25 protein-coding genes are annotated in these 26,120 nt (G+C 68.5%); 7 read left to right on the top strand and 18 right to left on the bottom strand.

Annotated features, from left to right (window positions below):
- Positions 1 to 8: 8 nt before the first annotated feature.
- On the top strand, positions 9 to 401 hold the full coding sequence (gene rpsI, locus BAMB_RS02935; protein WP_006751887.1) for a 30S ribosomal protein S9: 393 nt from the start codon (positions 9 to 11) through the stop codon (positions 399 to 401).
- 204 nt (positions 402 to 605) lie between these two features.
- Complete coding sequence (gene erpA, locus BAMB_RS02940; RefSeq protein ID WP_006751888.1) at positions 606 to 977, top strand: iron-sulfur cluster insertion protein ErpA; 372 nt, start codon at positions 606 to 608, stop codon at positions 975 to 977.
- A gap of 108 nt (positions 978 to 1,085) precedes the next feature.
- Here erpA and BAMB_RS02945 read toward each other — a convergent pair whose 3' ends face one another.
- Positions 1,086 to 2,234 (bottom strand): anhydro-N-acetylmuramic acid kinase, encoded by a 1,149-nt coding sequence (locus BAMB_RS02945; protein ID WP_011655979.1) that lies wholly within the window; start codon positions 2,232 to 2,234, stop codon positions 1,086 to 1,088.
- A gap of 142 nt (positions 2,235 to 2,376) precedes the next feature.
- Here BAMB_RS02945 and tyrS point away from each other — a divergent pair, with 142 nt between their 5' ends.
- From tyrS to BAMB_RS02960, 3 genes are read left to right on the top strand one after another with little or no spacing between them, the layout of a single operon-like run.
- Positions 2,377 to 3,618, top strand: a complete 1,242-nt coding sequence (gene tyrS, locus BAMB_RS02950) for a tyrosine--tRNA ligase (protein WP_006751890.1) — start codon at positions 2,377 to 2,379, stop codon at positions 3,616 to 3,618.
- Complete coding sequence (dtd, locus tag BAMB_RS02955) at positions 3,615 to 4,073, top strand: D-aminoacyl-tRNA deacylase (RefSeq protein WP_011655980.1); 459 nt, start codon at positions 3,615 to 3,617, stop codon at positions 4,071 to 4,073. Before tyrS ends, dtd begins: the two co-directional genes overlap by 4 nt.
- Before the next feature lie 23 nt (positions 4,074 to 4,096).
- The gene (locus BAMB_RS02960) at positions 4,097 to 4,759 is read left to right on the top strand and encodes a histidine phosphatase family protein (RefSeq protein ID WP_011655981.1); all 663 of its coding nucleotides are present in this window, start codon (positions 4,097 to 4,099) and stop codon (positions 4,757 to 4,759) included.
- A gap of 128 nt (positions 4,760 to 4,887) precedes the next feature.
- On the opposite strand, the gene BAMB_RS02965 is transcribed toward BAMB_RS02960, so the two are convergent.
- The 9 genes from BAMB_RS02965 to BAMB_RS03005 form a co-directional block, all read right to left on the bottom strand.
- On the bottom strand, positions 4,888 to 5,832 hold the full coding sequence (locus tag BAMB_RS02965) for an oxygenase MpaB family protein (RefSeq protein ID WP_011655982.1): 945 nt from the start codon (positions 5,830 to 5,832) through the stop codon (positions 4,888 to 4,890).
- 24 nt (positions 5,833 to 5,856) lie between these two features.
- Positions 5,857 to 6,924: a Holliday junction branch migration DNA helicase RuvB gene (gene ruvB / locus BAMB_RS02970; RefSeq protein WP_011655983.1), complete on the bottom strand. Its 1,068-nt coding sequence runs from the start codon at positions 6,922 to 6,924 to the stop codon at positions 5,857 to 5,859.
- Between the two features lie 120 nt (positions 6,925 to 7,044).
- The gene (gene ruvA / locus BAMB_RS02975; RefSeq protein ID WP_011655984.1) at positions 7,045 to 7,626 is read right to left on the bottom strand and encodes a Holliday junction branch migration protein RuvA; all 582 of its coding nucleotides are present in this window, start codon (positions 7,624 to 7,626) and stop codon (positions 7,045 to 7,047) included.
- 153 nt (positions 7,627 to 7,779) lie between these two features.
- Positions 7,780 to 8,331, bottom strand: a complete 552-nt coding sequence (gene ruvC / locus BAMB_RS02980) for a crossover junction endodeoxyribonuclease RuvC (RefSeq protein WP_006751896.1) — start codon at positions 8,329 to 8,331, stop codon at positions 7,780 to 7,782.
- A gap of 151 nt (positions 8,332 to 8,482) precedes the next feature.
- Positions 8,483 to 10,048 (bottom strand): bifunctional phosphoribosylaminoimidazolecarboxamide formyltransferase/IMP cyclohydrolase, encoded by a 1,566-nt coding sequence (purH, locus tag BAMB_RS02985; protein WP_011655985.1) that lies wholly within the window; start codon positions 10,046 to 10,048, stop codon positions 8,483 to 8,485.
- A gap of 45 nt (positions 10,049 to 10,093) precedes the next feature.
- Entirely contained in the window at positions 10,094 to 10,327 is a 234-nt protein-coding gene (locus tag BAMB_RS02990; RefSeq protein ID WP_006476892.1) for a Fis family transcriptional regulator, read from the bottom strand.
- A complete protein-coding gene (dusB, locus tag BAMB_RS02995) occupies positions 10,324 to 11,391 on the bottom strand; it encodes a tRNA dihydrouridine synthase DusB (RefSeq protein ID WP_006751898.1) in 1,068 nt (355 codons plus the stop codon). The genes BAMB_RS02990 and dusB overlap by 4 nt, the downstream gene beginning before the upstream one ends.
- A 159-nt stretch (positions 11,392 to 11,550) precedes the next feature.
- Complete coding sequence (locus BAMB_RS03000) at positions 11,551 to 12,729, bottom strand: UbiH/UbiF/VisC/COQ6 family ubiquinone biosynthesis hydroxylase (protein WP_011655986.1); 1,179 nt, start codon at positions 12,727 to 12,729, stop codon at positions 11,551 to 11,553.
- Positions 12,730 to 12,796: 67 nt separating this feature from the next.
- Positions 12,797 to 14,191 (bottom strand): aminopeptidase P N-terminal domain-containing protein, encoded by a 1,395-nt coding sequence (locus BAMB_RS03005; protein ID WP_011655987.1) that lies wholly within the window; start codon positions 14,189 to 14,191, stop codon positions 12,797 to 12,799.
- Positions 14,192 to 14,376: 185 nt separating this feature from the next.
- Here BAMB_RS03005 and BAMB_RS03010 point away from each other — a divergent pair, with 185 nt between their 5' ends.
- On the top strand, positions 14,377 to 14,991 hold the full coding sequence (locus BAMB_RS03010) for a glutathione S-transferase family protein (protein WP_011655988.1): 615 nt from the start codon (positions 14,377 to 14,379) through the stop codon (positions 14,989 to 14,991).
- A gap of 105 nt (positions 14,992 to 15,096) precedes the next feature.
- Here the strand turns inward: BAMB_RS03010 and BAMB_RS03015 are convergent, their stop codons facing one another.
- The 4 genes from BAMB_RS03015 to BAMB_RS03035 all read right to left on the bottom strand — a co-directional run bounded on the left by BAMB_RS03015 (position 15,097) and on the right by BAMB_RS03035 (position 19,843).
- Entirely contained in the window at positions 15,097 to 16,716 is a 1,620-nt protein-coding gene (locus BAMB_RS03015) for an FMN-binding glutamate synthase family protein (RefSeq protein ID WP_011655989.1), read from the bottom strand.
- A gap of 112 nt (positions 16,717 to 16,828) precedes the next feature.
- The gene (mnmA, locus tag BAMB_RS03020) at positions 16,829 to 17,983 is read right to left on the bottom strand and encodes a tRNA 2-thiouridine(34) synthase MnmA (RefSeq protein ID WP_011655990.1); all 1,155 of its coding nucleotides are present in this window, start codon (positions 17,981 to 17,983) and stop codon (positions 16,829 to 16,831) included.
- A complete protein-coding gene (locus BAMB_RS03025) occupies positions 17,980 to 18,489 on the bottom strand; it encodes an NUDIX hydrolase (protein WP_006751904.1) in 510 nt (169 codons plus the stop codon). The genes mnmA and BAMB_RS03025 overlap by 4 nt, the downstream gene beginning before the upstream one ends.
- Positions 18,490 to 18,922: 433 nt before the next feature.
- Positions 18,923 to 19,843 carry a LysR family transcriptional regulator gene (locus tag BAMB_RS03035; protein WP_011655992.1) on the bottom strand — a complete coding sequence of 307 codons (921 nt, stop codon included), beginning with the start codon at positions 19,841 to 19,843 and terminating at the stop codon, positions 18,923 to 18,925.
- Between the two features lie 81 nt (positions 19,844 to 19,924).
- On the opposite strand from BAMB_RS03035, the gene BAMB_RS03040 reads away from it, so the two are divergent.
- On the top strand, positions 19,925 to 20,848 hold the full coding sequence (locus BAMB_RS03040) for a carbon-nitrogen hydrolase family protein (protein ID WP_011655993.1): 924 nt from the start codon (positions 19,925 to 19,927) through the stop codon (positions 20,846 to 20,848).
- An 82-nt stretch (positions 20,849 to 20,930) separates the two neighbouring features.
- On the opposite strand, the gene BAMB_RS03045 is transcribed toward BAMB_RS03040, so the two are convergent.
- The 4 genes from BAMB_RS03045 to BAMB_RS03060 all read right to left on the bottom strand — a co-directional run bounded on the left by BAMB_RS03045 (position 20,931) and on the right by BAMB_RS03060 (position 25,985).
- Positions 20,931 to 21,617 (bottom strand): helix-turn-helix transcriptional regulator, encoded by a 687-nt coding sequence (locus BAMB_RS03045; protein WP_006751907.1) that lies wholly within the window; start codon positions 21,615 to 21,617, stop codon positions 20,931 to 20,933.
- Between the two features lie 73 nt (positions 21,618 to 21,690).
- On the bottom strand, positions 21,691 to 22,101 hold the full coding sequence (locus BAMB_RS03050) for a VOC family protein (protein WP_011655994.1): 411 nt from the start codon (positions 22,099 to 22,101) through the stop codon (positions 21,691 to 21,693).
- A gap of 295 nt (positions 22,102 to 22,396) precedes the next feature.
- A complete protein-coding gene (locus BAMB_RS03055; RefSeq protein ID WP_011655995.1) occupies positions 22,397 to 23,695 on the bottom strand; it encodes a THUMP domain-containing class I SAM-dependent RNA methyltransferase in 1,299 nt (432 codons plus the stop codon).
- Between the two features lie 166 nt (positions 23,696 to 23,861).
- On the bottom strand, positions 23,862 to 25,985 hold the full coding sequence (locus BAMB_RS03060) for a site-specific recombinase (protein WP_011655996.1): 2,124 nt from the start codon (positions 25,983 to 25,985) through the stop codon (positions 23,862 to 23,864).
- Positions 25,986 to 26,120 lie beyond the last annotated feature (135 nt).

Consider the following 26,120-nt stretch of genomic DNA (forward strand, 5'->3'; position numbering starts at 1 on the left):
GAGCCCATATGATCGGTAACTGGAACTACGGTACGGGCCGCCGCAAGAGCGCTGTCGCACGTGTCTTCATCAAGGCTGGCAAGGGCGACATCATCGTCAACGGCAAGCCCATCGCTGACTACTTCTCGCGCGAAACGTCGCTGATGATCGTGCGTCAACCGCTGGAACTCACGAACCACGGCCAGACGTTCGACATCAAGGTGAACGTCACGGGCGGCGGTGAAACGGGTCAGGCAGGCGCAGTGCGCCACGGCATCACCCGTGCACTGATCGACTACGATGCGACGCTGAAGCCGTCGCTGTCGACCGCAGGCTTCGTCACGCGCGATGCACGTGAAGTCGAGCGTAAGAAGGTTGGTCTGCGCAAGGCACGTCGCGCAAAGCAGTTCTCGAAGCGTTAATTCCGCTTCATGGCCTCGCCGCTTTCGGGCGGCGTCCGCCGAAAAAACCGCCAGCTTTCGCGCTGGCGGTTTTTTTATGCCCGCGCGACGGCCACCCGCGGGGCCACGCGATTGAAATCAACAAGAACCTATTGATTTCATGGACATCAGCACGATCTTCTGATCGGCCCTACAATAGCGGCTAAAGCTTTTTGGAGAGTTCGCATGAACGCTGTTACCGAATCCGCAGCAACGACGGCCGAAATGCCGGTACCGTTCGTCTTCACCGACGCCGCGGCCGACAAGGTCAAGCAACTGATCGACGAAGAGGGCAATCCCGACCTGAAGCTGCGCGTGTTCGTGCAGGGTGGCGGCTGCTCGGGCTTCCAGTATGGCTTCACGTTCGACGAGGAAGTCAACGAGGACGACACCGTGATGAACAAGAACGGCGTCCAGCTCCTGATCGATTCGATGAGCTACCAGTACCTGGTCGGCGCCGAGATCGACTACAAGGACGACCTCAATGGCGCCCAGTTCGTGATCAAGAACCCGAACGCCACGACCACCTGCGGGTGCGGCTCGTCGTTCTCGGTCTGAGCATCCGGCAGATCCGCGCCGGTTCGCCGATATGAAAAACGGGGATTCATGCCCCGTTTTTTTCATTCCCGTCTGCGATGCAGCGCCCGCCGCGCGGCGGGCATCGCGTCAGCGCGGATAAAGTGCGCCGAGCACGCGGTTGCCGGCCGCGCCGGTCACCGTCGCGAGGTTGCCGGGCTCGCGCCCCGTGAAACGGTACGCGAGCCACGCGAAGGCGAGCGCCTCGACCTGTTGCGGCGGCACGCCGAGCGCGGCGGTCGTATCGACCGAGGCCAGCACGCCGGCCTCGTGCAGCGCGTGCCTGAGCGCGTCGAGCAGCACCGGGTTGCGTGCGCCGCCGCCGCATACGAAAAGGGCCTTGCAGCCCGATGCATGCGTGGCGACCTCGCGGGCGACCGACACGGCAGTGAGCGCCGTGAGGGTTGCCTGCACGTCCTGCGGCGCAACCTGCACGAACGCGGCGAGCTTCGCGTCGAGCCACCCGGGATTGAACAGGTCGCGGCCGGTGCTTTTCGGCGGTGCCGCTGCAAAATAGGGCTCGTCGAGCAGTGCGTCGAGCAGCGGCGCATGCACGGTGCCGCGCGCGGCGAACTTGCCGCCGTCGTCGTACGGCTTGCCGAGATGGCGGGTCGCCCATTCGTCGAGCAGCGCATTCGCGGGGCCGCAGTCGAAGCCGCGCACGTCGCCGCCTTCGCCGGGCAGGATCGTGATGTTGCTGATCCCGCCGAGATTGCAGACGACCCGCGTCTCACCGGGCGCGCCGAACACCGTCGCATGGAACGCCGGCGCGAGCGGCGCGCCGTGGCCGCCGGCGGCCACATCGCGGCTGCGGAAATCGGCGATCACGTCTACCTGAGTCAGCTCGGCGAGCAGCGCCGGGTTGTTGAGCTGCCGCGTATAGCCGCGCTCCGGGCGATGACGCACCGTCTGGCCGTGCACGCCGATCGCGCGAATCTCGTCGCGCGACAGCCCGGCGGTGCGCTGCAATTCATGGCAGCACACCGCGTAGCGCGCGACCAGCGCGTTCGCCGCGAGCGATTCCCGGTCGATTTCGTCGTCACCCGGCTGCTGCAGCGCGAACAGCGCGTCGCGCAGCGATTGCGCGAAGCCGACGAACGCTTCCGCGAGCACGACCGGTGCGTGGCCGGTTTCGAAACGCACGGCGACGCCGTCGACGCCGTCCATGCTGGTTCCCGACATCAGCCCGAAGTAGATGCCGTCGGCCGGATGGGCAGGTTGCGGATGTCGTTGCGGCACGTTGGGTTCTCCTGGATCGAGCGGCGCGGGCCGGTGCCACGCGCCTTGCGCCCGATTATCCGCGCAACCTGACGCATCGTTAAGCGATGCACGCGCAAGTTATGGGAAAATCCCTGTCTTTGCGACATTCTTCCCGGCACCGATGAGCACCGAACCCAGTTCCAAGCCTGTTTTCCCGATCACCGACGAAGTCCGTCATGCGCTCGCCGTCACGAAGCGCGGCGTCGACGAACTGCTGATCGAGGAAGAGTTCGCGCAGAAGCTCGCGCGCAGCGCGGCCACCGGCACGCCGCTGCGCATCAAGCTCGGCCTCGACCCGACCGCGCCCGACATCCACATCGGCCATACGGTCGTGCTGAACAAGATGCGTCAGCTGCAGGACCTCGGTCATACCGTGATCTTCCTGATCGGCGATTTCACGTCGCTGATCGGCGATCCGTCGGGCCGCAACGCGACGCGTCCGCCGCTCACGCGCGAACAGATCGAATCGAACGCGAAGACCTATTTCGAACAGGCCGCGCTCGTGCTCGACCGCGAAAAGACCGAGATCCGCTACAACAGCGAATGGTCGATGCCGCTCGGCGCGGACGGGATGATCAAGCTCGCGTCGCGCTACACGGTCGCGCGGATCCTCGAGCGCGAGGACTTCACGAAGCGTTTCCAGGGCGGCGTGCCGATCTCGATCCACGAATTCCTGTACCCGCTGATGCAGGGCTACGACTCGGTCGCGCTGAACGCCGATCTCGAGCTCGGCGGCACCGACCAGAAGTTCAACCTGCTGGTCGGCCGCGAACTGCAGAAGCAGTACGGCCAGGAACAGCAGTGCATCCTGACGATGCCGCTGCTCGAAGGCCTCGACGGCGTCGAGAAGATGTCGAAGTCGAAGGGCAACTACGTCGGCATCAGCGAGAAGCCGACCGACATGTTCGGCAAGCTGATGAGCATCTCGGACACGCTGATGTGGCGTTACTTCGAACTGCTGTCGTTCCGCAGCCTCGACGAGATCGCCGGCTTCAAGCGCGACGCCGAAGGCGGCCGCAACCCGCGCGACTTCAAGGTGCTGCTCGCGCAGGAAATCGTCGCGCGCTTCCACTCGCAGGCCGACGCCGAGCGTGCGCTCGACGACTTCAACCACCGCGCGAAGGGCGGCGTGCCGGACGACATCCCGTCGGTCACGCTCGCGGGCGCGCCGCTCGCGATCGGCCAGTTGCTGAAGCAGGCCGGCCTCGTGCCGTCGACGAGCGAAGCGCTGCGCAACATCGAGCAGGGCGGCGTGAAGATCGACGGTGCGACCGTGTCCGACAAGGGCCTGAAGGTCGAGGCCGGCGAGTTCGTCGTCCAGGTCGGCAAGCGCCGCTTCGCGCGCGTCACGCTGAGCGCATGATCGCGCTGATCCAGCGCGTGAAGCGTGCCGACGTGCGCGTCGGCGACCGCACGACGGGCGAGATCGGCGCGGGCCTGCTCGCGCTCGTCTGCGCGGAGCGCGGCGACAACGAGGCCGCGGCCGACAAGCTCCTCGCGAAGCTGCTCGGCTATCGTGTGTTCAGCGACGCGGCCGGCAAGATGAACCTGCCGGTGTCGAACATCGATGGCGCCGGTGGCGCTGGCGGCCTGCTGCTCGTGTCGCAGTTCACGCTCGCGGCCGATACCAACAGCGGGCTGCGGCCGAGCTTCACGCCGGCCGCGCCGCCCGACGAAGGCGCGCGCCTGTTCGACTATTTCGTCGCGGCCGCGCGCGAGCGCCATCCGGTCGTCGAGACGGGCGAGTTCGGCGCCGACATGCAGGTGTCGCTCGTCAACGACGGCCCCGTGACGTTCTGGCTGCAAGTGCGGCCCTGACACTTTCCCGGAGACGCGCCGCGATGGCCACCACGCAGATTCTGTTCATTCGCCATGGCGAAACGGCCTGGAACCGCATCAAGCGCATCCAGGGCCATATCGACATTCCGCTGGCCGAAACGGGGCTCGCGCAGGCGCGGCGGCTGGCCGTCCGGCTCGCGCGGGAAGCGCGCGAAGGGCAGCGGATCGACGCGATCTATTCGAGCGACCTGATGCGCGCGCAGCAGACCGCGCAACCCTTTGCCGATGCGCTCGGGCTGTCGCTGCAGTTGCGCGAAGGGCTGCGGGAACGCGCGTACGGCGTGTTCCAGGGGCATGACAGCACCGAGATCGAGACGCTGTTTCCGGACGCCTACGCCGCGTGGCAGACCCGCGACCCAGGCTTCGCGCCCGACGGCGGCGAGTCGCAGAGGGAGTTCTATCACCGTGTGCTGCATGCGCTCGAGCCGATCGTCGCGGCGCATCCGGGCGGCCGGATCGCTTGCGTCGCGCACGGCGGCGTACTCGACTGCGTGTACCGCTTTGCAAACGGTCTCGAGTTGTCGGCACCGCGCAGCTATCAACTGCTCAACACGAGCATCAACGTCGTCGATTACGTCGATGGCCGCGCGCAGGTCGTGCAATGGGCCGACGTGTCGCATCTGGACGCCGCGAGCGACGACGACGGGTATCGCAAGGTGCTCTGATCAGGTCGTATCGCCCCGGCCTGACCTGGCCTGATGGGCCGGGGGCGCTTCGTACGAGCGTGCGCTAGGGCAAGCGCGTCAGCTTGTCACCCGTATTTCCCAGCAAATCGAAATGATCCGAAGGATCGTCAGGCGGGCGGATTGCCGTCGGGCGGTGGCGCGGCTGCGCGGCGGCGTGCGCGTTTCGACGCGCCGTTGACGAGCGCCCAGCGCAGCACGGGGGCGACCGCCCGGACCCCGGGCCGGACCACCGCACGTCGCAGCGGCGCGAACGTCGATACACCGAGCATGCGTTGCGCCCACGGCGGCAGCAGGTCGATACCCGCATGCATGATCAGCGACGCGGCCGGCCGCAGCGCGGGCGTCGCGACCGGCACGTTCAGCAGGATGTCCATCACTTCGAAGGTGCGCGGCCCGGCCGCGAGCTCGGGCTGCATGCGAGCGAGATAGGCCGCCACCTCGACCCGCGAACGAGGAACGTCGCGGGCGCCGAGCAGCTCGGCGACCAATGCCGTTTCAGCGTAGTAGCCGTCCTGCAACTCGCCCGGCAAGGACGGATTCACATAGCGCAGATGCGCGGCGAGGAAGCTCGATACTTCCGCGACATGCACCCAGGTCAGCAACGCCGGATCGTCGGCCCGGTACGGCCGGCCGTCGGGCGCGGTGCCCGATATGCGCGCGTGGATCGCTTTCACGCGCTCGATCAGCGCGAGTGCATCCGCGCGGCTGCCGAACGTCGTGCCCGTGATGAACGTGGCGGTGCGCCGCAAGCGACCGAGGATGTCGGTGCGAAACGACGAGTGATCCCAGACGCCCGCGAGCGCGAGCGGATGAAGCGCCTGCAGCAGCAGCGCGGCGATGCCGCCCGTCATCATCGACGTGAAATCGGCATGCACGCGCCAGCAGATGGCGTCGGGGCCGAACAGCCCCGGATCCCCGGGCGGCGACGACAGATCGAGAGACGGACCGCCGCCGCCTGCCGTCAGGTGCGTGACGCCGGCCACGAGCCGCTTGCGGATCGGCTCGGCCCAGCGCGGGCTGGGTACGGGGTGAGGGCTGGGCGGCGTGGTCATGGCTGGCTTGGCGCGGGCGGCCGGCTACTTTCCGGCGGGGGTGTCCCACATCCCGCGTTCGGCGTTGCCTGCATCGGGAGCGGAGAGTCCGAAATGGCGATACGTGAGCAGCGTCGCGACGCGCCCGCGCGGCGTGCGCTGCAGGAAGCCCTGCTGAATCAGGTACGGCTCGAGGACGTCCTCGATCGTGTCGCGTTCCTCGCCGATCGCCGCCGCGAGGTTGTCGATGCCGACCGGGCCGCCGTCGAACTTGTGCAGGATCGCCTCGAGCAGCTTGCGGTCCATCAGGTCGAAGCCGACCGGGTCGACGTCGAGCATCGCGAGCGCGGCGTCGGCGACGGCCGCGGTGATCTGGCCGTCAGCCTTCACTTCCGCGAAGTCGCGCACGCGGCGCAGCAGCCGGTTCGCGATCCGCGGCGTGCCGCGCGAGCGCTTCGCGATCTCCAGCGCGCCGCTCGGATCGATGTGCGCGTTCAGCAGCGACGCCGAGCGCCGCACGATGCGCGCCAGCTGGTCGGCATCGTAGAACTCGAGACGCGCGACGATCCCGAAGCGATCGCGCAACGGGTTGGTCAGCATCCCCGCGCGCGTGGTCGCGCCGACCAGCGTGAACGGCTGCAGGTCGAGCTTCACGCTGCGCGCGGCCGGCCCTTCGCCGATCATGATGTCGATCTGGTAGTCCTCCAGCGCCGGATACAGGATTTCCTCGACGACCGGCGACAGCCGGTGGATCTCGTCGATGAACAGCACGTCGTTTGCTTCGAGGTTGGTCAGCAGCGCGGCGAGGTCACCCGCGCGCTCGAGTACGGGGCCCGACGTCTGGCGCAGGTTCACGCCCATCTCGCGCGCGATGATGTGAGCGAGGGTGGTCTTGCCGAGACCCGGCGGCCCGAACAGCAGCACGTGGTCGAGCGGCTCGGAGCGGCGCTTCGCGGCCTCGATGAAGATCTCGAGCTGGCCGCGCACCTTTTCCTGGCCGACGTAGTCGTCGAGCTGGCGCGGCCGCAGCGCGCGTTCGAACACCTCCTCGTGCGACGAGGTGGGCGTGGCGGCGATGATCCGCTCGGCGGCGAGTTTGTCGGTTTCAATCATGCGGCCATTGTACCGCGCACCGCCACGCGGTCGAACTGGCCGAACGGCCGACTGGCGCGCGCCGCACGGCGGCGCGACACTGGTTCCGACAGCCGGTTCGGGCGCCTGCCCGGGCCGCCGTTACACCTTCGACAGTGCCTTGAGCGCGAGCTTGATGCCTTCGGACACGCCGGTGCCGGCCGGCACGTTCTTGATCGCGGCAAGGCCTTCCTTTTCGGAATAGCCGAGCGCGACGAGCGCGTTGAGGATGTCGGCCGCGTGATCGGACTGCGATGCGGCGCCGGCGAGCGCACCGAGGTCCGCGCCGAGCTTGCCCTTCAGCTCGAGCAGCAGGCGCTCGGCGGTCTTCTTGCCGATGCCGGGCAGGCGCGTGAGGCGCGCGGCGTCCTGCATCGTCACCGCCTGCGCGAGCTCCTGCACGCTCATGCCCGAAAGCACCGCGAGCGCCATGCGCGCGCCGATGCCCGTGATCTTCAGCAGTTCGCGGAAGGTCGTGCGCTCCTGCGGCGTCAGGAAGCCGTACAGCAGGTGCGCGTCCTCGCGCACGATCTGCTGCGTGAGCAGCACGACGCGCTCGCCCGTTTGCGGCAGGTTGTAGAAGGTGCTCATCGGCACGTCGATTTCATAGCCGACGCCGTTGCAGTCGACGAGCAGGTGAGGCGGGTTCTTTTCGAGCAGGATGCCGGCGATGCGACCGATCATGGATGGCGGGATGCGAGGAGGAAAGCGCGAGTGTAGCGCAGGTGCGGCGCGATGCCGATGGGTGGGCCGTCAAGTCGGGGCGATGCACCACGGGTGCGGGCCGCGCGTGGCTGCGCGCCGCATCGGGCGATTGGGCGATTGCGGGCCGTCGCGTCAGCCGACGAGCCGGCCGCGCCGCACGCGCAGCCCCTTTTTCGCGAGCGCCGGCGCGAGGCCGCCGATCGCACCGATGGTGCCGAGCGTACTGCCGCTGTGCGCATGGCAGATCGCCATCCCGAGCGCGTCGGCCGCGTCGCTGCCGGGCTGGCCGGTGAGGTTGAGCAGCCGCGTGACCATCTCCTGCATCTGCGACTTGGTCGCGCGCCCGTAGCCGACGACGGCCTGCTTCAGTTGCAGCGCGGTGTATTCGGCGACCGGCAGGCCGCCGGAGACGAGCCCGCAGATCGCGGCGCCGCGCGCCTGGCCGAGCAGCAGCGTCGACTGCGGGTTCACGTTGACGAACACCTGCTCGATCGCGGCCTGGTCGGGCGCGTGTTCGCGCACGAGCGTCGATACGCCCTGGAAGATCGTGCCGAGCCGCGTGGCCAGGTCGGCCGTCGGCGTGCGGATCACGCCGCTTGCGACATAGGCGAGCCGGTGGCCGCTGACGTCGATGACGCCGAAGCCCGTGACGCGCAGGCCGGGGTCGATGCCGAGAATTCGCATGAGTGAGGAGAAAAACCAGATGCAGCGATACTACAACGAATGGTGCGTGGCGCCGGCCGCATTGTCGCGTGCGCCGGCGGCGCGCAATAAAAAACCCGGCGGGTGCAATGCCGCCGGGTTTGCATGCGGCGGCCGCGCGGGCCGCGTGCGATCAGTGACGGAAGTGACGCACGCCCGTCAGGATCATCGCGATGCCGTGCTCGTCGGCTGCCGCGATCACTTCGTCGTCGCGCATCGAGCCGCCCGGCTGGATCACGCAGGTCGCGCCTGCCGCCACGACGACGTCGAGGCCATCGCGGAACGGGAAGAACGCATCCGACGCGACGGCCGAGCCGGCAAGAGTGAGGCCTGCGTTCTGCGCCTTGATGCTCGCGATGCGCGCGGAATCGACGCGGCTCATCTGGCCTGCGCCGACGCCGAGCGTCATGCCGTTGCCGCAGAACACGATCGCGTTCGACTTCACATACTTCGCGACGCGCCATGCGAACAGCAGGTCGTCCATTTCCTTCGCGCTCGGCTGACGCTTCGTGACGACGCGCAGCTCGCTCGGCTGCACGTTCTTCGAATCGAGCGACTGCACGAGCAGGCCGCCGCCCACGCGCTTCAGGTCGAAGGCGTTATGGCCGTCGCCCAACGCGATCTCGAGCAGACGCACGTTCTGCTTCGCGGCGAACACCTGCTTCGCGGCGTCCGAGAACGACGGCGCGATCAGCACTTCGACGAACTGCTTCGCCACCGCCTGCGCGGCCGCCTCGTCGACTTCGCGGTTGAACGCGATGATGCCGCCGAACGCCGACGTCGGGTCGGTCTGGAATGCCTTCGCGTATGCGTCGGCCGAGTCGTTGCCGACCGCGACGCCGCACGGGTTCGCATGCTTGATGATCACGCAGGCCGGCACGTCGAACGTCTTCACGCATTCCCACGCCGCGTCCGAATCCGCGATGTTGTTGTACGACAGCTCCTTGCCCTGCAGCTGGCGGTAGTTCGCCAGTGCGCCAGCCGGCGCCGCGAGGTCGCGGTAGAACGCGGCGCTCTGATGCGGGTTCTCGCCGTAGCGCAGGTCCTGCACCTTGTCGAACGCCATGTTCAGCGTCGCCGGGTACGCGCTGCGCGACGCGTGCTGCAGCTCGTCGGTCAGGCTCGTCAGGTAGTTTGTGATCGCGCCGTCGTACTGCGCGGTGTGCGCGAACACCTTCGTCGCGAGGCGGAAGTTGGTCGCGTAGCCGATCGCGTTGCCGTTCGCCTTCATTTCGTCGAGCACGACCGCGTAGTCGGCCGGATCGACGACGACCGTCACGTCGCGGTGGTTCTTCGCGGCCGAGCGCAGCATTGTCGGGCCGCCGATGTCGATGTTCTCGATCGCGTCGGCGAGCGTGCAGTCGTCCTTCGCGATCGTCGCGACGAACGGATACAGGTTCACGACCAGCAGGTCGATCGTCGGGATGTCGTGCTGCTCCAGCGCCTGCATGTGCTCGGGCAGGTCGCGGCGGGCGAGGATGCCGCCGTGCACCTTCGGGTGGAGCGTTTTCACGCGCCCATCGAGCATTTCCGGAAAGCCCGTGTAATCAGCCACTTCGGTAACGGGCAGGCCCGCGTCGGCGAGGAGTTTCGCGGTGCCGCCGGTCGACAGCAGCTTGACGCCGAGGTCGGACAGCGACTTCGCGAAGTCGACGATGCCGGTCTTGTCGGAAACGGAAATGAGCGCTTGCTTGATCATGATGGAACCACCAATAGCCAGGGAAACGGGGACGGGACGGCCGGCCTACAGCAGGCCGTGCTGCTGCAGCTTCTTGCGCAGCGTATTGCGATTGATGCCGAGGTACTCCGCGGCGAGCGACTGGTTGCCGCCGGCCTGTACGAGCACGACCTCGAGCATCGGCTTTTCGACGCAGGACATCACCATTTCATAGACGTCGTGCGGATTGGAGCCGTCTAGATCCCGGAAATACACGTCCAGGCTCTCGCGGACACATTGTTCGATGTTGTGCTTGCTCATGCTGCTAACTGGTTATGGTCGTCCGACTCGCCCTGGCCGTTTTCCTCTTCGTCATCGACGTAGACGAGGTGGTCCGACAGCGCTTTTTGCGCCTCGAAGAATGCATTGACGGCGGCGAGCTGCTCGCGGGTGGAATCGAGCGTGTTCATCCTGTGCCGGAACCCGTTGGCACCGGAAAGGCCGCGAGTGTACCAGCCGATGTGCTTGCGCGCAGTACGGACTCCCGTGAATTCACCGTAGAACGCGTAGTGGTCTTCCAGGTGTTCGTTCATCACGTGCTGGATCTCGTCGATCCGCGGCGGGGGCAGCAGCTCGCCGGTTTGCAGGAAATGATCGATTTCACGGAACAGCCACGGCCGGCCTTGCGCGGCGCGACCGATCATCAGTGCGTCGGCGCCGGTTGCGTCGAGCACGGCCTTCGCTTTCGCCGGCGACGTGATGTCGCCGTTCGCGACGACCGGGATGCGCACGGCCGCCTTCACGGCCGCGATGGTGTCGTATTCGGCGTCGCCGCGGTAGAGGTCGGCACGCGTGCGGCCGTGCACGGTCAGCATCGAGATGCCGGCCGCTTCGGCGAGGCGCGCGACCGTGATCGCGTTCTTGTGCTCGCGATCCCAGCCGGTGCGGATCTTCAGCGTGACGGGCACCGCATCCGGCCCGGTGCCCACCGCCGCGACCACGGCCTCGACGATCCGCTGCACGAGCGGCTCGTTCTGCAGCAGCGCGGAGCCGGCCGCGACGTTGCAGACCTTCTTCGCCGGGCAGCCCATGTTGATGTCGATGATCTGCGCGCCGTTGTCGACGTTGTAGCGGGCCGCTTCGGCCATCATCGCGGGATCGGCGCCGGCGATCTGCACCGCGATCGGCTCGACTTCGCCTTCGTGGTTCGCCCGCCGCATCGTCTTCGCGCTTTTCCACAGCTGCGCATTGGACGCGACCATCTCGGACACGGCGTACCCGGCCCCCAGCCGCTTGCACAGCTGGCGGAACGGACGATCCGTCACGCCGGCCATCGGCGCGACGAACAGGTTGTTACGCAAAACGTGAGAGCCGATAACGGGCATCGCAATGGCACCGCCCGCGAGCGCCGGGCGTCGCGGGCAAAAAAGGCGGAGGGAAAATGCGCATTTTACCGTATTCCCATGGCCCGCCGATTTGACCCGGTTTGCGTGCTCCGGCTGCGCGCAACCGACGTGCGCAACTCAAGCGCGATGCGCCGCGCGTCAGTTGCGCTGGCCGAACATCATCTGGCGCGCGATCGCCTTCTTCAGCGGCGGCACGAATTCGAGCGCGGTGAGCGCCGCGCCGCGCAGCAGCGGAAGGGGGCCTGCCTCGACCGTGAACAGGCGCGCGAGCGTGTCGGTCGCGCCGATCGTGAAGCGCCGGTCGAGCGCGCGCCGCGCGTTGAAGGTCGCGAGTGCGGTTGCTTCGAAGCCTTGCGTGGACAGCGAGTCGACGAGCGTGTGCGCATCGCGCAGCCCGAGGTTGAGGCCCTGGCCGGCGACCGGATGCAGCGTTTGCGCGGCATTGCCGACGATCGCGATGCGGCCGTTGACGAGCGTCTGCGCCGCGGTCAGCCCGAGCGGGAACGATGCGCGCGCGGCGATCGCGACGAACTGGCCCATGCGTTCGCCGAACGCGGCGCCGAGTTCGCGCAGGAACTCGGCGTCGGGGAGGGCGGCGCGGCGGGCTGCTTCGTCGGGCATGCAGCACCACACGAGCGAATAGTCGGCGCCGCCAAGCGGCAGCAGCGCTAGCGGGCCTTCGTGCGTGAAGCGTTCCCACGCGACGTTCGGGCGCGGCGCCGAGACGGTGACCGTGCCGACGATCGCGGTCTGACCGTAGTCCCGGCGATGCTTGCCGGTCTCAGCCTGCTGTTCGTGGAACAGCCCGCCTTCCGCGTTGATGACGATGCGCGCGCGCAGCGTGCGCTGGCCTTGCGGGCCGTCGAGCGTCAGCGTGACGCCGTCGGCGTCCTGTTGCGGCGCGCGCGCGGTGGTCGAAGTAAGCCAGTCGACGCGCGTGCCGCGTACCGCCTGCGCGAGCGCCTGCACGATCGAGCCGTAGCGCACCACGTAGCCGAGCGCGGCGAGGTCGTGCTCGTCCCGGTCGATCAGCGTGCGGCCGAAATGGCCGCGCTGCGACACGTGGATGTGTTCGATCGGCGTCGCGTCGGCCGGCCACGCGAGCGTGTCGAGCAGCACGCGGCTGCCGTGCGACACGGCGATCGCGCGCGGATCGTTCGCGCTCGCGGCCGGCTCGCGCGCGTCGATCAGCGCGATCGACGCGTGCTGCGTCGCGCTGCGTCGTGCGAGCCAGCCGGCGAGCGCGAGCCCGACGGGGCCCGCGCCGACGATGGCAAGGTCGTGGTCCGGCGTGGCCGGGGAGGAAGCGGTCGTCATCAGTGTTCGTGAAACGGGGTAACGGTCAACGGCGGGTCGGCGAGATCGATGGCAGCCTGCGGCACGCTCAGGCGGCGTGCGCCGCACCCGCGCGCATCAGCGCCTCGATCTCGGCGGCCGCCACCGGCACGTCGCGCGTGATCAGCTCGCAACCGTGCTCGCGCACGATCGCGTCGTCTTCGATGCGGATGCCGATGTTCCAGTATTCGGACGGCACGTCGTCGGCGGCCCGCACGTACAGGCCCGGCTCGACGGTGAGCGTCATGCCGGGTTTCAGCGTGCGCCACGGCAGCGCGCCGTTGGCGTCGCGCTCGGCGAGCCGCTCGCGGTAGTCGCCGCAATCGTGCACGTCCATGCCGATCCAGTGGCCGGTGCGGTGCATGTAGAAGCGTGCGTACGCGCGCTCGGCGATCACGTCGTCGACGCTCGCGAAACGGGTCTTCGGGATGATGCCGGTATCGAGCAGCCCCTGCGCGAGCACGCGCACGGCTGCGTCGTGCGGCGCCTCGAACGGCACGCCGGCGCGCGTCGCGTCGATCGCGGCCTGCTGCGCGGCGAGCACGATGTCGTACAGCGTGCGCTGCGCGGGCGAGAAGCGCCCGTTGGCCGGGAACGTGCGCGTGATGTCCGACGCGTAGCCGTCGAGTTCGCACGCGGCATCGATCAGGATCAGGTCGCCGTCCTGCGCGGCCGCGTTGCCGGCCGGGTAGTGCAGCACGCACGCGTTCGCGCCGGCCGCGACGATCGAGCCGTACGCGGGCGCCTGCGCGCCGTGCTTGCGGAACGTATAAAGCAGCTCGGCCTCGAGTTCGTATTCGCGGATGCCCGGGCGGCACGCCTGCATCGCGCGGCGATGCGCGAGCGCGGAGATGTGCGCGGCGCGCATCATGATCGCGAGCTCATGTTCGTCCTTCACGAGCCGCATGTCGTCGAGCAGCGGCGTGAGGTCGAGCATCGCGTCCGGCGCGGCGACACCGGCGCGCGCCTGCGCGCGCACCGCATCGATCCAGCCGGCGAGCTGGCGGTCGAACTCGGCCGATGCGCCGAACCGGTAGTGCACGGTGCCCGCATCGGCGAGCAGCCGCGGCATTTCGGTGTCGATCACGTCGACCGCATAGGCCGTGTCGAAACCGAACGCATCGCGCGCGGCCTCGGGCCCGTAATGGAAACCTTCCCAGATCTCGCGGTCGGCGTTCTTCGCGCGGCAGAACAGGATCGATTCCGGCGCGCCGTGCCTGGCCGCGTTCAGCACGAGCACGGCGTCCGGCTCGGTGAAGCCCGTCAGGTAATGGAAGTAGCTGTCATGCCGGTACGGAAAGGCCGTATCGCGGTTGCGCAGCATTTCCGGCGCGGTGGGGACGATGGCGACGCCGCCGCCCGCGGCGCGCAGTGCGGCAAGCACGCGTTCACGGCGCTGGCGGTAGACGTCGACGGCGATGGCGGTATCGAGGGGCGCATTCATTCGTGCGATTGTAGCGCCGCCGGGCGCGGCGCGTGAGGGCAGTGGCCGCAAGCGCCGCCGGACGGGGCTCGGCGACGGCTGTTGCAAACCATCCACAGGCCGGACGGGCGATTTTCTACCCGGCCGCGCCAGCCGGTTATGATCGACGACAACGTATACTCTCGGCGGTTCCCTTAAAAAGGCAGATGATGAAATTAATCGGTTCGCTCAGCAGCCCGTTCGTCCGCAAGGCGCGGATCGTGCTTGCTGAAAAGAAGATCGACTACAAGCTGGAGCTCGAGAACGTGTGGGCGCCGGAGACGAACATTCATGCATCGAATCCGCTCGGCAAGGTCCCGTGTCTCGTGATGGAAGATGGTGCCGCGGTGTTCGATTCCCGCGTGATCTGCGAATACGTCGATACGCTGTCGCCGGTCGGCAAGCTGATTCCGCCGTCGGGGCGCGAGCGTGTCGAAGTGCGTTGCTGGGAAGCGCTGGGCGACGGCGTGCTCGACGCGGCCGTCGCCATCCGTCTCGAACACACGCTGCGTGAAGAAGCCCAGCGCAGCGCGAGCTGGATCGCGCGCCAGCAGCGCAAGATCGACGACGGCCTCGTCGCGATGTCCCAGGGCCTTGGCGGCAAGACGTGGTGCGTCGGTAATCATTACACGCTCGCCGACATCGCACTCGGCTGCGCGCTCGGCTACCTCGACTTCCGGATGCCCGAGCTCAACTGGCGCGAGCGCCATCCGAACCTCGACAAGTATTTCGCGAAGCTGTCGCAGCGGCAGACGTTCGCCGACACGCTGCCGCCAGCCTGACCCGCTGCCGGCGGGCAGATCGAGCAGACAAAAGAAAAGCGCCCCGCGGGGCGCTTTTCTCTTTGGCGGATCGCCCGGGCGACGGGCGAGCGCAGGTCTTACGCGTCAGTCGATCGACGCGTAAACGGTTTCGCCGAGCACGAACGAATCGCTGCGCGCGATCGGCCACCACTTGTCGTACAGCGAATAGCCGCAGGTCTGGCCGTCGAGCAGCGCGCCGGGCTTCAGGTACTTCAGCAGCTGCGACATCAGCCGGACCTCGTGCGGCGCGACGCGCTGCACGATGTGATGCGCGCGCAGCTCGGACGGATGGCCGAGGCCGGCCGCCTGCACGAGCTCCTGCAGCGCATGCAGCGTATTGCGGTGGAAGTTGTACACGCGCTCGGCCTTGTCCGGCACGACGAGGGCGCGCTGGCGCACCGGGTCCTGCGTGGCGACGCCGGTCGGGCAGCGGTCGGTGTGGCAATGCTGCGCCTGGATGCAGCCGACCGCGAACATGAAGCCGCGCGCCGAGTTCACCCAGTCCGCGCCGATCGCGAGCGTGCGCGCGATGTCGAACGCGGTGATGATCTTGCCGCTCGCGCCGATCTTCACGCGGTCGCGCACGCCGATCCCGACGAGCGTGTTGTGCACCAGCAGCAGCCCTTCCTGCAGCGGCACGCCGACATGGTCGGTGAATTCGAGCGGCGCGGCGCCGGTGCCGCCTTCCGCGCCGTCGACGACGATGAAGTCGGGCACGATGCCCGTCTCGATCATCGCCTTCGCGATCCCGAAGAACTCCCACGGATGGCCGATGCACAGCTTGAAGCCGGTCGGCTTGCCGCCCGACAGCGTGCGCAGCCGCTCGACGAATTCGAGCAGCCCGCGCGGCGTCGAGAATTCCGAGTGCGTCGCGGGCGAGATGCAGTCCTTGCCCATCGGCACGCCGCGCGTCTCGGCAATCTCGGGCGTGATCTTCGCGGCCGGCAGCACGCCGCCGTGGCCGGGCTTCGCGCCCTGCGACAGCTTGATCTCGATCATCTTGACCTGTGGGTCGGCGGCCTGCTTCGCGAACTTGTCCGGGTTGAACGTGCCGTCGTCGCTGCGGCAGCCGAAGTAGCCGGACGCGATTTCCCAGATGATGTCGCCGCCGTTCTCGCGGTGGTACTTCGACAGCGAGCCTTCACCGGTGTCGTGCGCGAAACCGCCTTTCTTCGCGCCAAGGTTCAGCGAGCGGATCGCGTTCGCGGACAGCGAGCCGAAGCTCATCGCCGAGATGTTGAAGATCGAGATGTCGTAGGGTTGCGCGCGGTTTGCGCCGACCCGGATGCGGAAGTCGTGGTTCGGCAGCTTCGTCGGCGCGAGCGAGTGGCTGATCCATTCGTGCGCGACGGCCTTCACGTTCAGTTCGGTGCCGTACGGGCGGTTGTCGGCGACATTCTTCGCGCGCTGGTAGACGAGGCTGCGCTGCGCGCGCGAGAACGGTTTCTCGTCGGTGTCGTCCTCGACGAAATACTGGCGGATCTCGGGGCGGATGAATTCGAACAGGAAGCGGAAATGGCCCCACAGCGGGTAATTCCGCAGGATCGCGTGACGGTCCTGTTTCAGGTCGTACAGGCCGAGTGCGACGAGGGCGACGGGGATGATGATCCACAGCCAGGAAAGCACGTGGATCGACGCGAGGGCGGCCGCTGCGACGAGCAACAGCACGGCACACCACATCGCGAGGTAGCGTCTGGAAAGCATGGGGACTCCGTAAGAGAATGCCGCCATGCGTACGCTGCGCGGCGGCGCACCGGCCGCGGCGGAATCGTGTTCCGCCGGGCGCGGCGTGCCGCAAGTCTAAACCGAATGGATGTCAGCGTGCTTCGGCCAGCGCGCCGGTGTGGCCCGCCGCCGGTGCCGGCGCCGTCTGGCCGGGTTGGCCGGTGGCCGCGAACTCGATGATGCCGCCGCCCAGGCAGATCTCGCCGTCGTACAGCACGGCCGACTGGCCGGGCGTCACCGCCCATTGCGCGTCGTCGAACGCGAGCGAGAAGCGCTCGCCGTCGGCGCGGCCGAAGGAACACGCGGCGTCGGCCTGCCGGTAGCGCGTCTTCGCGCCGCACGAGAAGCCATCGGCCGGCGGCTCGCCCGCGACCCAGCTTACGTTGCCGGCGACGAGCTGGCGGGACAGCAGCCATGGATGGTCGTGGCCCTGCACGACGTACAGCGTGTTCGACGCGATGTCCTTCGCGGCGACGAACCACGGTTCGCCGCTGCCGTCCTTGCTGCCGCCGAGGCCGATGCCCTTGCGCTGGCCGAACGTGTAGAACGCGAGGCCGATGTGCTCGCCGATCACCTTGCCGTCCGGCGTCTTCATCGGGCCCGGTTTCGTCGGAAGATAGCGGTTCAGGAAGTCGCGGAACGGCCGTTCCCCGATGAAGCAGATGCCCGTCGAGTCCTTCTTCTTCGCGTTCGGCAGGCCGATCTGCGCGGCGATCTCGCGCACCTTCGTCTTCGGGATCTCGCCGAGCGGGAACATCGTCTTCGACAGTTGCGCCTGGTTCAGCCGGTGCAGGAAGTACGACTGGTCTTTCGTATGATCGAACGCCTTCAGCAGTTCGAAGCGACCGTCGCGCTCGCGCACGCGCGCGTAGTGGCCGGTCGCGATCATTTCCGCGTCGAGCGACATTGCGTGATCGAGGAACGCCTTGAACTTGATCTCGGCGTTGCACAGCACGTCCGGGTTCGGCGTGCGGCCCGCCGAGTATTCGCGCAGGAATTCGGCGAACACGCGGTCCTTGTATTCGGCCGCGAAGTTCACCGCTTCCACGTCGATGCCGATCAGGTCAGCAACCGACACGACGTCGATCCAGTCCTGGCGCGTCGAGCAGTATTCGCCGTCGTCGTCGTCTTCCCAGTTCTTCATGAACAGGCCGACCACGTCGTACCCTTGTTCCTTCAGCAGCCACGCGGTCACCGACGAATCGACGCCGCCCGACATGCCCACTACTACACGGCGCTTGGTCATTTGCTTACCGCCTGGCGGTCGAATGCGTCCGGACGCGGCGCGACCGAATGCGTATGCAGGAAATCGAGCGGAATGCGCCGCCCGGCGAGATAGTCGTCGACGCAGCGCATTACCGCCGGCGAGCGGTGGCGCTCGCTGCACGCGCGCAGTTCGTCGGCGCTCATCCACAGCGTCCGGACGATGCCGTCGTCGAGCACGTGGCCCGGCAGCGGCTCGCCGGCCGTGCCGCAGAACGTGAAGCGCAGGTAGGTCGCGCCGGCGGTGCCGGGGCGGTCGTAGTGCGCGAGATAGACGCCGACGAGCGCGTCGGGCACGAACGGATGCGCGGTTTCCTCGAGCGTCTCGCGGATCACGGCGTCGGCGAGCGTCTCGCCGGCTTCGAGATGGCCGGCCGGCTGGTTGATGCGCAGGCCCGTGGAGGTTTCTTCCTCGATCACGAGAAAGCGACCGGCGCGCTCGACGAGCGCTGCGACGGTCACATGCGGGGTCCAGATTTCGGGTTTCATGGTTCGGCATTTTACCGGTTGCGCCCGGACGCTGCCGGCCCCCTTCGTTGGACGGATCCGACCCTGGTCATTCGTGTCGTCGCTACGGGCGGCCGATTTGCCGTGGTGCGGATCGGCGGCGCGGCGCGCCCATTAGTGGCGAACGGCCGGAGCGGCCGGAACGGATCGAACGGCCCGAACGGATCGAACGACCCGAACGACCCGAACGACCCGAACGACCCGAACGACCCGAACGACCCGAACGACCCGAACGACCCGAGACGAACGAGACGAACGAGACGAACGAGACGAACGAGACGAACGAGACGAACGAGACGAACGAGACGAACGAGACGAACGAGACGAACGAGACGAACGAGACGAACGAAGCGAACGAAGCGAGCGGACCGCGCGGATCGAGCGGATCGAAGACGCCGAATCACGCCCCCATTTTTCACGGCGCGACGATCGCCGCGACACAGCCGGCGATCGTATCCCGCACGCGCACGATCGCCGGGTCGCGCTGCGTGCTCGTGCGCCAGCCGATCTCCACCGGGTAGCGCGGCAGCTCGACCGGGCACGCGAGGGCGCGCAGCGACGTCGACTGCGCGATCGCGCGTGCCGCGTGCGCCGGAATCGTCGCCACCGCGGCGGAACCGGCGAGCAGGTACGGCAGCGCCGCGAAGTGCGTGGTCGAGGCCACGACGCGCCGCTTGTGGCCGAGCGCGGCCAGCGCCTCGTCGACGATCCCGATCACGCCGCCCGACGACACGAGCCCGTGATCGCGCTGCAGGAACTCGGCGAGCGCGAGCGTGCGCGGCGCTCGCGCGCGGCCGGACGGATCGATCAGGCACGCGTAGCCGCCCGTCGCGACCGCGCGCCGGCTCAGGCCGTTGGCCGAGAACCCGCCCGACGCGATCGCGAGATCGACGCCGTGCCGCAGCAGCGCGTCGCCCGCGATGCCGCTGTGCGTCTGCCGGAAGATCAGCCGGATGCCTGCGGCTTCCCGCACGACCGCGTCGATCAGCGCGCGGCCGAGCGCGATCTCGAAGTCGTCCGACAAGCCGATCGAGATCGTGCGGCCGACCCGCTCGCCGCCGTCGGCCGCGATCGCGAGGCTTTCGCGGCAGCGGTCGAGCGCATCGGACAGGATCGGCTTCAGTTCGTCCGCGCGCGGCGTCGGCGCGAGCCCGCGGCCGGTGCGCACGAACAGCGGATCGGCGTAGATCACGCGCAGCCGCGCGAGCGCCGCGCTGACCGCCGACTGCGTGAGGCCGAGCCGCAGCGCCGCGCGGCTCGCGCCGCCTTCCTCGTACAGCGCCTCGAACACCTTCAGCAGGTTCAGGTCGAGCCCGGCGATATCATCCGCATTCATGTCAGTTATCGTTGTATCGATTTGATCGATGAAATGATATCGATAAAGATGGCGTCACCTCGTTCACCCGGAGACGCCTTCATGTCCACCTCAGTCATCGCCGCGCTGCAGATCGGCGCCTCGCCCGCCGGCACGCGCGCCACGCTCGACACGATCCTCGGCTACGAAACCGCGATCCGCGACAGCGGCGCGTCGCTCGTCGTGCTGCCCGAGGCCGTGCTCGGCGGCTATCCGAAAGGCGAGAGCTTCGGCACGCGGCTCGGCTATCGGTTGCCCGAAGGCCGCGACGCGTATGCGCGCTACGCCGCGCATGCGATCGACGTGCCGGGGCCCGAAACCGACGAACTGGCCGCGCTGTCGCAGCGTACGGGGGCGAGCCTCGTGGTCGGCGTGATCGAGCGAGGCGGCAGCACGCTGTACTGCACGGCGCTGTTCTTCGACCCGCGCGACGGACTCGTCGCGAAGCACCGCAAGCTGATGCCGACCGGCACCGAGCGGCTGATCTGGGGGCAGGGCGACGGCTCGACGCTCCCGGTGGTCGACACGGCCGCGGGCCGCGCGGGTGCCGCGATCTGCTGGGAGAACCACATGCCGCTGCTGCGCTGCGCGATGTATGCGAAAGGCGTGCAGATCTGGTGCGCGCCGACCGTCGACGAGCGCGACCTGTGGCAAAGCTCGATGCGCCACATCGCGCACGAGGGGCGCTGCTTCGTCGTGAGCGCGTGCCAGGTGCAGCCGTCGCCGCGCGCGCTGGGCATCGACGTGCCGGGCTGGGATCCCGAGCGGCCGCTGATCCGCGGCGGCAGCGTGATCGTCGGGCCGCTCGGCGACCTGCTGACGGAGCCGCTGATCGGCGAGGCGGGCCTCGTCACCGCGCGCATCGATACCGACGAACTCGTGCGGGCGCGCTACGACTTCGACGTGGTCGGGCACTATGCGCGCGCCGACGTGTTTTCGCTGCACGTCGACGAGCGGCCGAAGCGGCCGGTGGTGTTCGAAGGCTGACGGGCGTTGCCGGGGCGCCGACGTCCCGGCGCTCGAAGGGCGGCGCGGCTGGCGGGGCGGCATTCGGCTGCCGCCGCGCGCGTCAGCGCATCGGCGCTTCCGCGATCCGCATGTAGTCGGCGATCCGCCGGCCTTCCATGTCCGGAAACTGCTCGTGCACGGTGATGTCGCCCATGCGCGCGATGTCGAAGGTGCGGAAGTCGCCGCGCAGTTCGCACCACGCGCCGATCGTCCAGCGTCCGCCCCAGTAGACGAGCCCGAGCGGCCACACGCGGCGCCGCGTATGCGCGCCGAGCCGGTCGCGGTAGTCGAAGCTGACGATGTGGTGCGTGTCGACCGCCTGGTGGATCGCGTCGACCTTCGCGCAGAACGTCTCGTCGATGTGGAACGACGGCGCGAACACCGGCAGGCGGTCGAGCGCCGTGCGCTTGTCGGCCGGCATCGCCGACGCGATCTTCGCGAGCGCCGAGCGTGCGCCACCCGCGAAGCGTGCGCCGCCCCAGGTCTCGAGCATCCGCGCGCCGACCGCGAGCGCCGCGAGTTCCTCGGCCGTGAACGTGAGCGGCGGCAGGCTCGCGTTGCGGTTCAGCCGGTAGCCGATGCCGGCTTCGCCTTCGATCGGCACCCCTGACAATTGCAGGTCGCGCACGTCGCGATAGACCGTGCGCGGCGACACCGACAGCCAGTCGGCGAGCTGCTGCGCGGTCGTGAGACGCCGCCCGCGCAGCAGCTCGGCGATCTGGAACAGGCGGTCGGCACGGCGCGTCATGGCTGCACCTCGACTCCAACGGCGACGGGAACTTCGCGATGATAGCGCCGCGCCGGCAGGATCGTGGACGCGCTCAGTGGCATTTCGGCGCGTGCAGGCCGACGCGGTTGCCTTCGGTATCGATCAGGTAGCCGATGTAGCCGTAGTTGTTCGGCAACTCGACGACCGAGCCCTGCACGACGCCGCCCGCGCGTTTCGCACGTTCGAGCGCCGCGACGACCGACTCGCCGGCGTTCAGATACACGAGCACGCCGTTCGCGCTCGGCTTCATCTGCTGCGGATCGAACACGATGCTGCCGCCCGTGCTCGACGCTTCGTGATCGAACATGGCCATCGGCACGCCGCCGATGACTTCGCGCTGCAGCGTCGTTTGCAGCACGGTTTCGTAGAAACGGATCGCCCGGTCGAAATCGAGGGACGGGATGTCGAACCACGCGATCGCACGTTCGAGGGTGGCGGTTGCAGTTGCAGTTGCGGACGTCATGACGAGTTCCTTGTGTTGTTCGGGTTGTTGATGGAAACCAGCCTTGCATTGCGCCGGGATTGCAGTGTGATGGGGGGCTGCTGACAGCGTGCTGTCAGTAGTCGTGGCGGTGCTGACGAAAGGTGGCTTCGGCAGCTTCGCCGGCGTCCCGGCCGGGCGGCGCCGTCTGGGACGGGCGGATCGAAGCGCGGCGGGCGCGGCCCGGCATGCCTCGGCGCCGCGCAACGAAAAACGCCCGGCGGATGCCGGGCGTCGTCAGGGTGTCAGCAGGCGGCCGCAGCGGCCGCTTCGTGTGTCAGGCGTCGCCTTCCGGCGCGGCCGGGCGTGCCTTCACGCTGCCGGCGATCAGGTCGAAGCGGAACAGCCGGCATTCGAGCGCGCCGTTGAACAGCGGCGTCTTCGCCGATTCGCGCAGCCGCAGCATGCCCGGCAGCGACCGGTCCGACGTCAGCAGGAACGCCTGCCAGCCCGTGAAGCGCTGCTTGAGCGCATCGCCGAGCGCGTTGAAGAACTCGCTGTCCGGCGCGTCGGTGTGGGTGCGGCGGAATGCGTCGTCGTTGTCGCGGTTGCGGCCGGTCTCGCGTACCTCGCCGCGTGCACTGCGGCCGCGCACCTCGATCCGCTCGCCGTACGGCGGGTTCGCGAGGATGATGCCCGGGCCGTCGCACGGCGGCGTCATGCCGCGCGCGTCGACCTGCTTGAGCCATACCGACGGCACGCCCGCGCGCTCCAGGTTCGCGCGCGCCTTCTCGAGCATGTCGCCGGAGATGTCGCTGCCGTACACGCCGAGCGCCTCGCGCTTGCCGCGCGCCGCGCGCTTCGCGTCGAGCGCCGGGACCTTCAGGCCCTGCCATGCGGTGATGTCGTACTGCTTGAGCTTTTCGAAGCCGAAGCGGCGCTCGACGCCCGGCGCGACGCCGAGCGCGATCTGCGCGGCTTCCGCGAGGAACGTGCCGCTGCCGCACATCGGGTCGTACAGCGCGGTGCCGGGCGTCCAGCCCGTCAGGCGCAGGATGCCGGCCGCGAGGTTCTCGCGCAGCGGCGCCGCGCCCTTGTCGAGACGCCAGCCGCGCTTGAACAGCGGCTCGCCCGACGTATCGAGGTACAGCGTGCACTCGGTGGCCGTCAGGAACGCGAACACGCGCACGTCCGGCGCGCCGGTGTCGATGCTCGGCCGCGAGCCGGTCTTCTCGCGCATCCGGTCGCAGATCGCGTCCTTCACGCGCAGCGTCGCGAATTCGAGGCTCTTCAGCGGCGACTTGATCGCGGTGATGTCGACGCGCAGCGTCTGCGTCGATGCGAACCAACGTTCCCACGGCTGCTCGAGCGCGAGCGCGTAGACGTCCTGTTCGTTACGGTACGGGCGGTGCGCGATCTTCAGCAGGATCCGGCTCGCAATTCGCGAATGGAGGTTCGCGGCCATGCCGGCGGCCCAGCCGCCGCGGAAATGAACGCCGCCCGGCACCTGCGCGCCCGCGGTGAACGGCGCGCCGTCCAGATGGCGGCCGGCGATTTCGGCCAGCTCGGCGGCAAGCACCGCTTCGAGGCCGCGCGGGCAGGGAGCGAAGAATTCGTACAGGGTGGGCGAGGACATAAGACGGGTGAGGGCGTGCAAAAGTCCACCATTGTACGCGGCGCGGGCGGCCGCGGCCGGTGTTGCGTCCGATTCGGGGCACCGGCGCGCGTGCGCCGGCCGCGCCCGCGGGCCGGGCAGCCCGCACGGCGGCGCCCGGGCGGGGCGCCGCGCTACCGTCGCGCGGTCAGTGCGAGTCCGGCTGGCCGGCCCGCACGGCCGGTGCGCCGGCCGGCCAGAACAGCGCGGACGGCTTCGACAACACCGTGCGCACGATCGCGCCGACCAGCGCGCGCACCTTGGCGCGGCGCAGGCTGCGCGAGCGCACGGCCATCGTGAACGCGAGCGCGAAGCTCACGAGCACGTTGAGGATCGCCATGCTCAGCACGCCGGCGCAGGCCCACCACAGCTCCGGCGTACTCAGCGCGTCCTTGCCGAGCACGCCGAGCGCGATCCCGATCGAGCCGGCCGACAGCGTCACGTGCCGCACCTCGAACGGGAACAGGAACACGGTGACGATCGCCGGGACCAGGCCGAGCATCAGCCCGAGGCCGACGTTCGCGACCACGCCCGCGACGTTCGACCGGCAGAAATGCGCGAGCTTCGCGGCGCCCGAGGCGCCGAGCGTGAGCCGCAGCCGGCGGTTGTACGTGAGCGCGTCGCCGACCCGGTGCAGCACGAACCAGTTGTCGGCCCAGCCCGCGAGCAGGCTAGACGACCACAGCAGCACGCCCGTGAGCGCGGCATAGAACGGCGTCGGGCCCAGCAGCGAGAACGAATGCAGCGTGGCGTGCGCCTTTTCCGGCGAGATCAGGTTGCCGTGCAGCAGGTGGCTCGCGAACAGCTGCACGAGCAGGCACACGGGCAGCACGACGAGCACGTTGCCGGAGATCGCCGCCGCCTGCGTGCGGATCAGCGCGATCACCGACGCGACGAACGCCTTCACGCCTTCGTCGTGACCGGTTTCGTCGAGCTCGCGCGCGAGCGTCGGCGCGGTCATCGCGGGCTGCTTGGTCGCGAGCGTGAAGTGCAGGAAGTGCATCAGCATGAAGCTCGCCGCGTAGTTGATGCCCGCGAGCAGCCCTTCGAGCATCGACTGCAGGTGCGCGCCGGTGATCGCGAACTTCACGCACACGGTCACGACGGTGACGAGGCCGCCGCCCGCGGCCATCCGCAGCATCTTCAGGTATTCGGCGCGGCCGCGCGAGATGTAGTGCTCGCCGGTGTCCGCGTTGGTCTCGACCAGCTTGCGCGCGAACAGCGAGAAGTTGCTGCGCACGAGGTGCGACACGCTCTGGCTGTTCTGGTTCGCGTCGACGAGCTCGGCCGTCAGGCGCGCCATGCCGCGCAGGTCGTCGCGCGCCATCCACGCGTTGAGCAGCGTTTCGGCGCGCAGGATGCGCATGCGCATCCGCTCGACCTGGAACACGATGTCGACCGACACGCCGTTGCGGTACAAGTGCGTGAACACGTCGTCGACCGCGGTCCGGCATTCGTCGAGCAGCACGCGCAGGTAGTTCACCTCGTGCAGCAGCTTGCTCGGATCGCCGCCGTCCTCGACGGCCGCGTGCGCGGTCTCGACCGCGAGCATCGCACGCGTGAGGCGGTAGAACGGCTGCGTTTCGAGCGGCTTGCGCGCGTCGTCGTCGGACAGGCGGCTGCGCACCGTCTGCGACAGGCCGGTCGAGCTGATCTGGCAGGTCAGGTTGTGCAGCGCGGCCAGCAGGTCGCGCGAGAACGAGCCGGGCTCGTGGCGTTCTTCGTCGGTGACGTCGTACGAATTCAGGTCGGCGAGGCGGGCGAGCAGGTCGTCGGGCAGCGCGTCGATCCATTGCGCGTCTTCCGGCGCCGGGAACATCAGCGTGAACAGCGCGCTCAGCTCGCGGCGGTTCGGCGCGGGCGGGATCAGCGACGAGTCGATCCGCTCGAACAGCGCGCCGAAGAAACCGGAGTGCACCGGCATCCCCGCGTCGCACAGCAGCGAGATGCCGTCGCATTCGCGCAGGATCCCGCGCAGGATGCGCGCCGCGTGCGATTTCCACACGGGATTGCGGTCGAGCACGTGGAACAGGTAGCGCAGCCGCGCGTGTGCCGGATACGTGCGCGTGTCGGCGTCGTGCGCGGCCGTCGCGTCCGGCGCGGGCTGCACCGCGCCGTTGCGGCGCAGCCAGTGCGCGAGCTCGATCAGCCATTCGCTGCGCTCGGCGTACGACGCGTCCGCGTCGGCATGCGCGAGCAGCGCGTCGAGCTGGTGGCCCGTACTGCGCGACGCGCGCCACTTCTTGATCAGGGTCGTCAGGGAACGAAACATAAACGGAATAGCGAAAGCCCTGGACGGGCGGGTTCGGGGTGCCGGCCGGGAACACGGCACGGCGCCGGGGGAACGGTAAGGCTGGTCAGGTGGCCGGAAAATACGCGGCGACCCGCGATGCGGCTGCCCCGATGC

It is taken from the genome of Burkholderia ambifaria AMMD (genome assembly GCF_000203915.1).
GTDB lineage: Bacteria > Pseudomonadota > Gammaproteobacteria > Burkholderiales > Burkholderiaceae > Burkholderia > Burkholderia ambifaria.

Bases quoted from the DNA above. Each gene is read 5' to 3' on its own strand.
- rpsI (WP_006751887.1), top strand. From the start codon at position 9: ATGATCGGTAACTGGAACTACGGTACGGGCCGCCGCAAGAGCGCTGTC.
- erpA (WP_006751888.1), top strand. From the start codon at position 606: ATGAACGCTGTTACCGAATCCGCAGCAACGACGGCCGAAATGCCGGTA.
- tyrS (WP_006751890.1), top strand. From the start codon at position 2,377: ATGAGCACCGAACCCAGTTCCAAGCCTGTTTTCCCGATCACCGACGAA.
- dtd (WP_011655980.1), top strand. From the start codon at position 3,615: ATGATCGCGCTGATCCAGCGCGTGAAGCGTGCCGACGTGCGCGTCGGC.
- BAMB_RS02960 (WP_011655981.1), top strand. From the start codon at position 4,097: ATGGCCACCACGCAGATTCTGTTCATTCGCCATGGCGAAACGGCCTGG.
- BAMB_RS02965 (WP_011655982.1), bottom strand. From the start codon at position 5,832: ATGACCACGCCGCCCAGCCCTCACCCCGTACCCAGCCCGCGCTGGGCC.
- ruvB (WP_011655983.1), bottom strand. From the start codon at position 6,924: ATGATTGAAACCGACAAACTCGCCGCCGAGCGGATCATCGCCGCCACG.
- ruvA (WP_011655984.1), bottom strand. From the start codon at position 7,626: ATGATCGGTCGCATCGCCGGCATCCTGCTCGAAAAGAACCCGCCTCAC.
- ruvC (WP_006751896.1), bottom strand. From the start codon at position 8,331: ATGCGAATTCTCGGCATCGACCCCGGCCTGCGCGTCACGGGCTTCGGC.
- purH (WP_011655985.1), bottom strand. From the start codon at position 10,048: ATGATCAAGCAAGCGCTCATTTCCGTTTCCGACAAGACCGGCATCGTC.
- BAMB_RS02990 (WP_006476892.1), bottom strand. From the start codon at position 10,327: ATGAGCAAGCACAACATCGAACAATGTGTCCGCGAGAGCCTGGACGTG.
- dusB (WP_006751898.1), bottom strand. From the start codon at position 11,391: ATGCCCGTTATCGGCTCTCACGTTTTGCGTAACAACCTGTTCGTCGCG.
- BAMB_RS03000 (WP_011655986.1), bottom strand. From the start codon at position 12,729: ATGACGACCGCTTCCTCCCCGGCCACGCCGGACCACGACCTTGCCATC.
- BAMB_RS03005 (WP_011655987.1), bottom strand. From the start codon at position 14,191: ATGAATGCGCCCCTCGATACCGCCATCGCCGTCGACGTCTACCGCCAG.
- BAMB_RS03010 (WP_011655988.1), top strand. From the start codon at position 14,377: ATGATGAAATTAATCGGTTCGCTCAGCAGCCCGTTCGTCCGCAAGGCG.
- BAMB_RS03015 (WP_011655989.1), bottom strand. From the start codon at position 16,716: ATGCTTTCCAGACGCTACCTCGCGATGTGGTGTGCCGTGCTGTTGCTC.
- mnmA (WP_011655990.1), bottom strand. From the start codon at position 17,983: ATGACCAAGCGCCGTGTAGTAGTGGGCATGTCGGGCGGCGTCGATTCG.
- BAMB_RS03025 (WP_006751904.1), bottom strand. From the start codon at position 18,489: ATGAAACCCGAAATCTGGACCCCGCATGTGACCGTCGCAGCGCTCGTC.
- BAMB_RS03035 (WP_011655992.1), bottom strand. From the start codon at position 19,843: ATGAATGCGGATGATATCGCCGGGCTCGACCTGAACCTGCTGAAGGTG.
- BAMB_RS03040 (WP_011655993.1), top strand. From the start codon at position 19,925: ATGTCCACCTCAGTCATCGCCGCGCTGCAGATCGGCGCCTCGCCCGCC.
- BAMB_RS03045 (WP_006751907.1), bottom strand. From the start codon at position 21,617: ATGACGCGCCGTGCCGACCGCCTGTTCCAGATCGCCGAGCTGCTGCGC.
- BAMB_RS03050 (WP_011655994.1), bottom strand. From the start codon at position 22,101: ATGACGTCCGCAACTGCAACTGCAACCGCCACCCTCGAACGTGCGATC.
- BAMB_RS03055 (WP_011655995.1), bottom strand. From the start codon at position 23,695: ATGTCCTCGCCCACCCTGTACGAATTCTTCGCTCCCTGCCCGCGCGGC.
- BAMB_RS03060 (WP_011655996.1), bottom strand. From the start codon at position 25,985: ATGTTTCGTTCCCTGACGACCCTGATCAAGAAGTGGCGCGCGTCGCGC.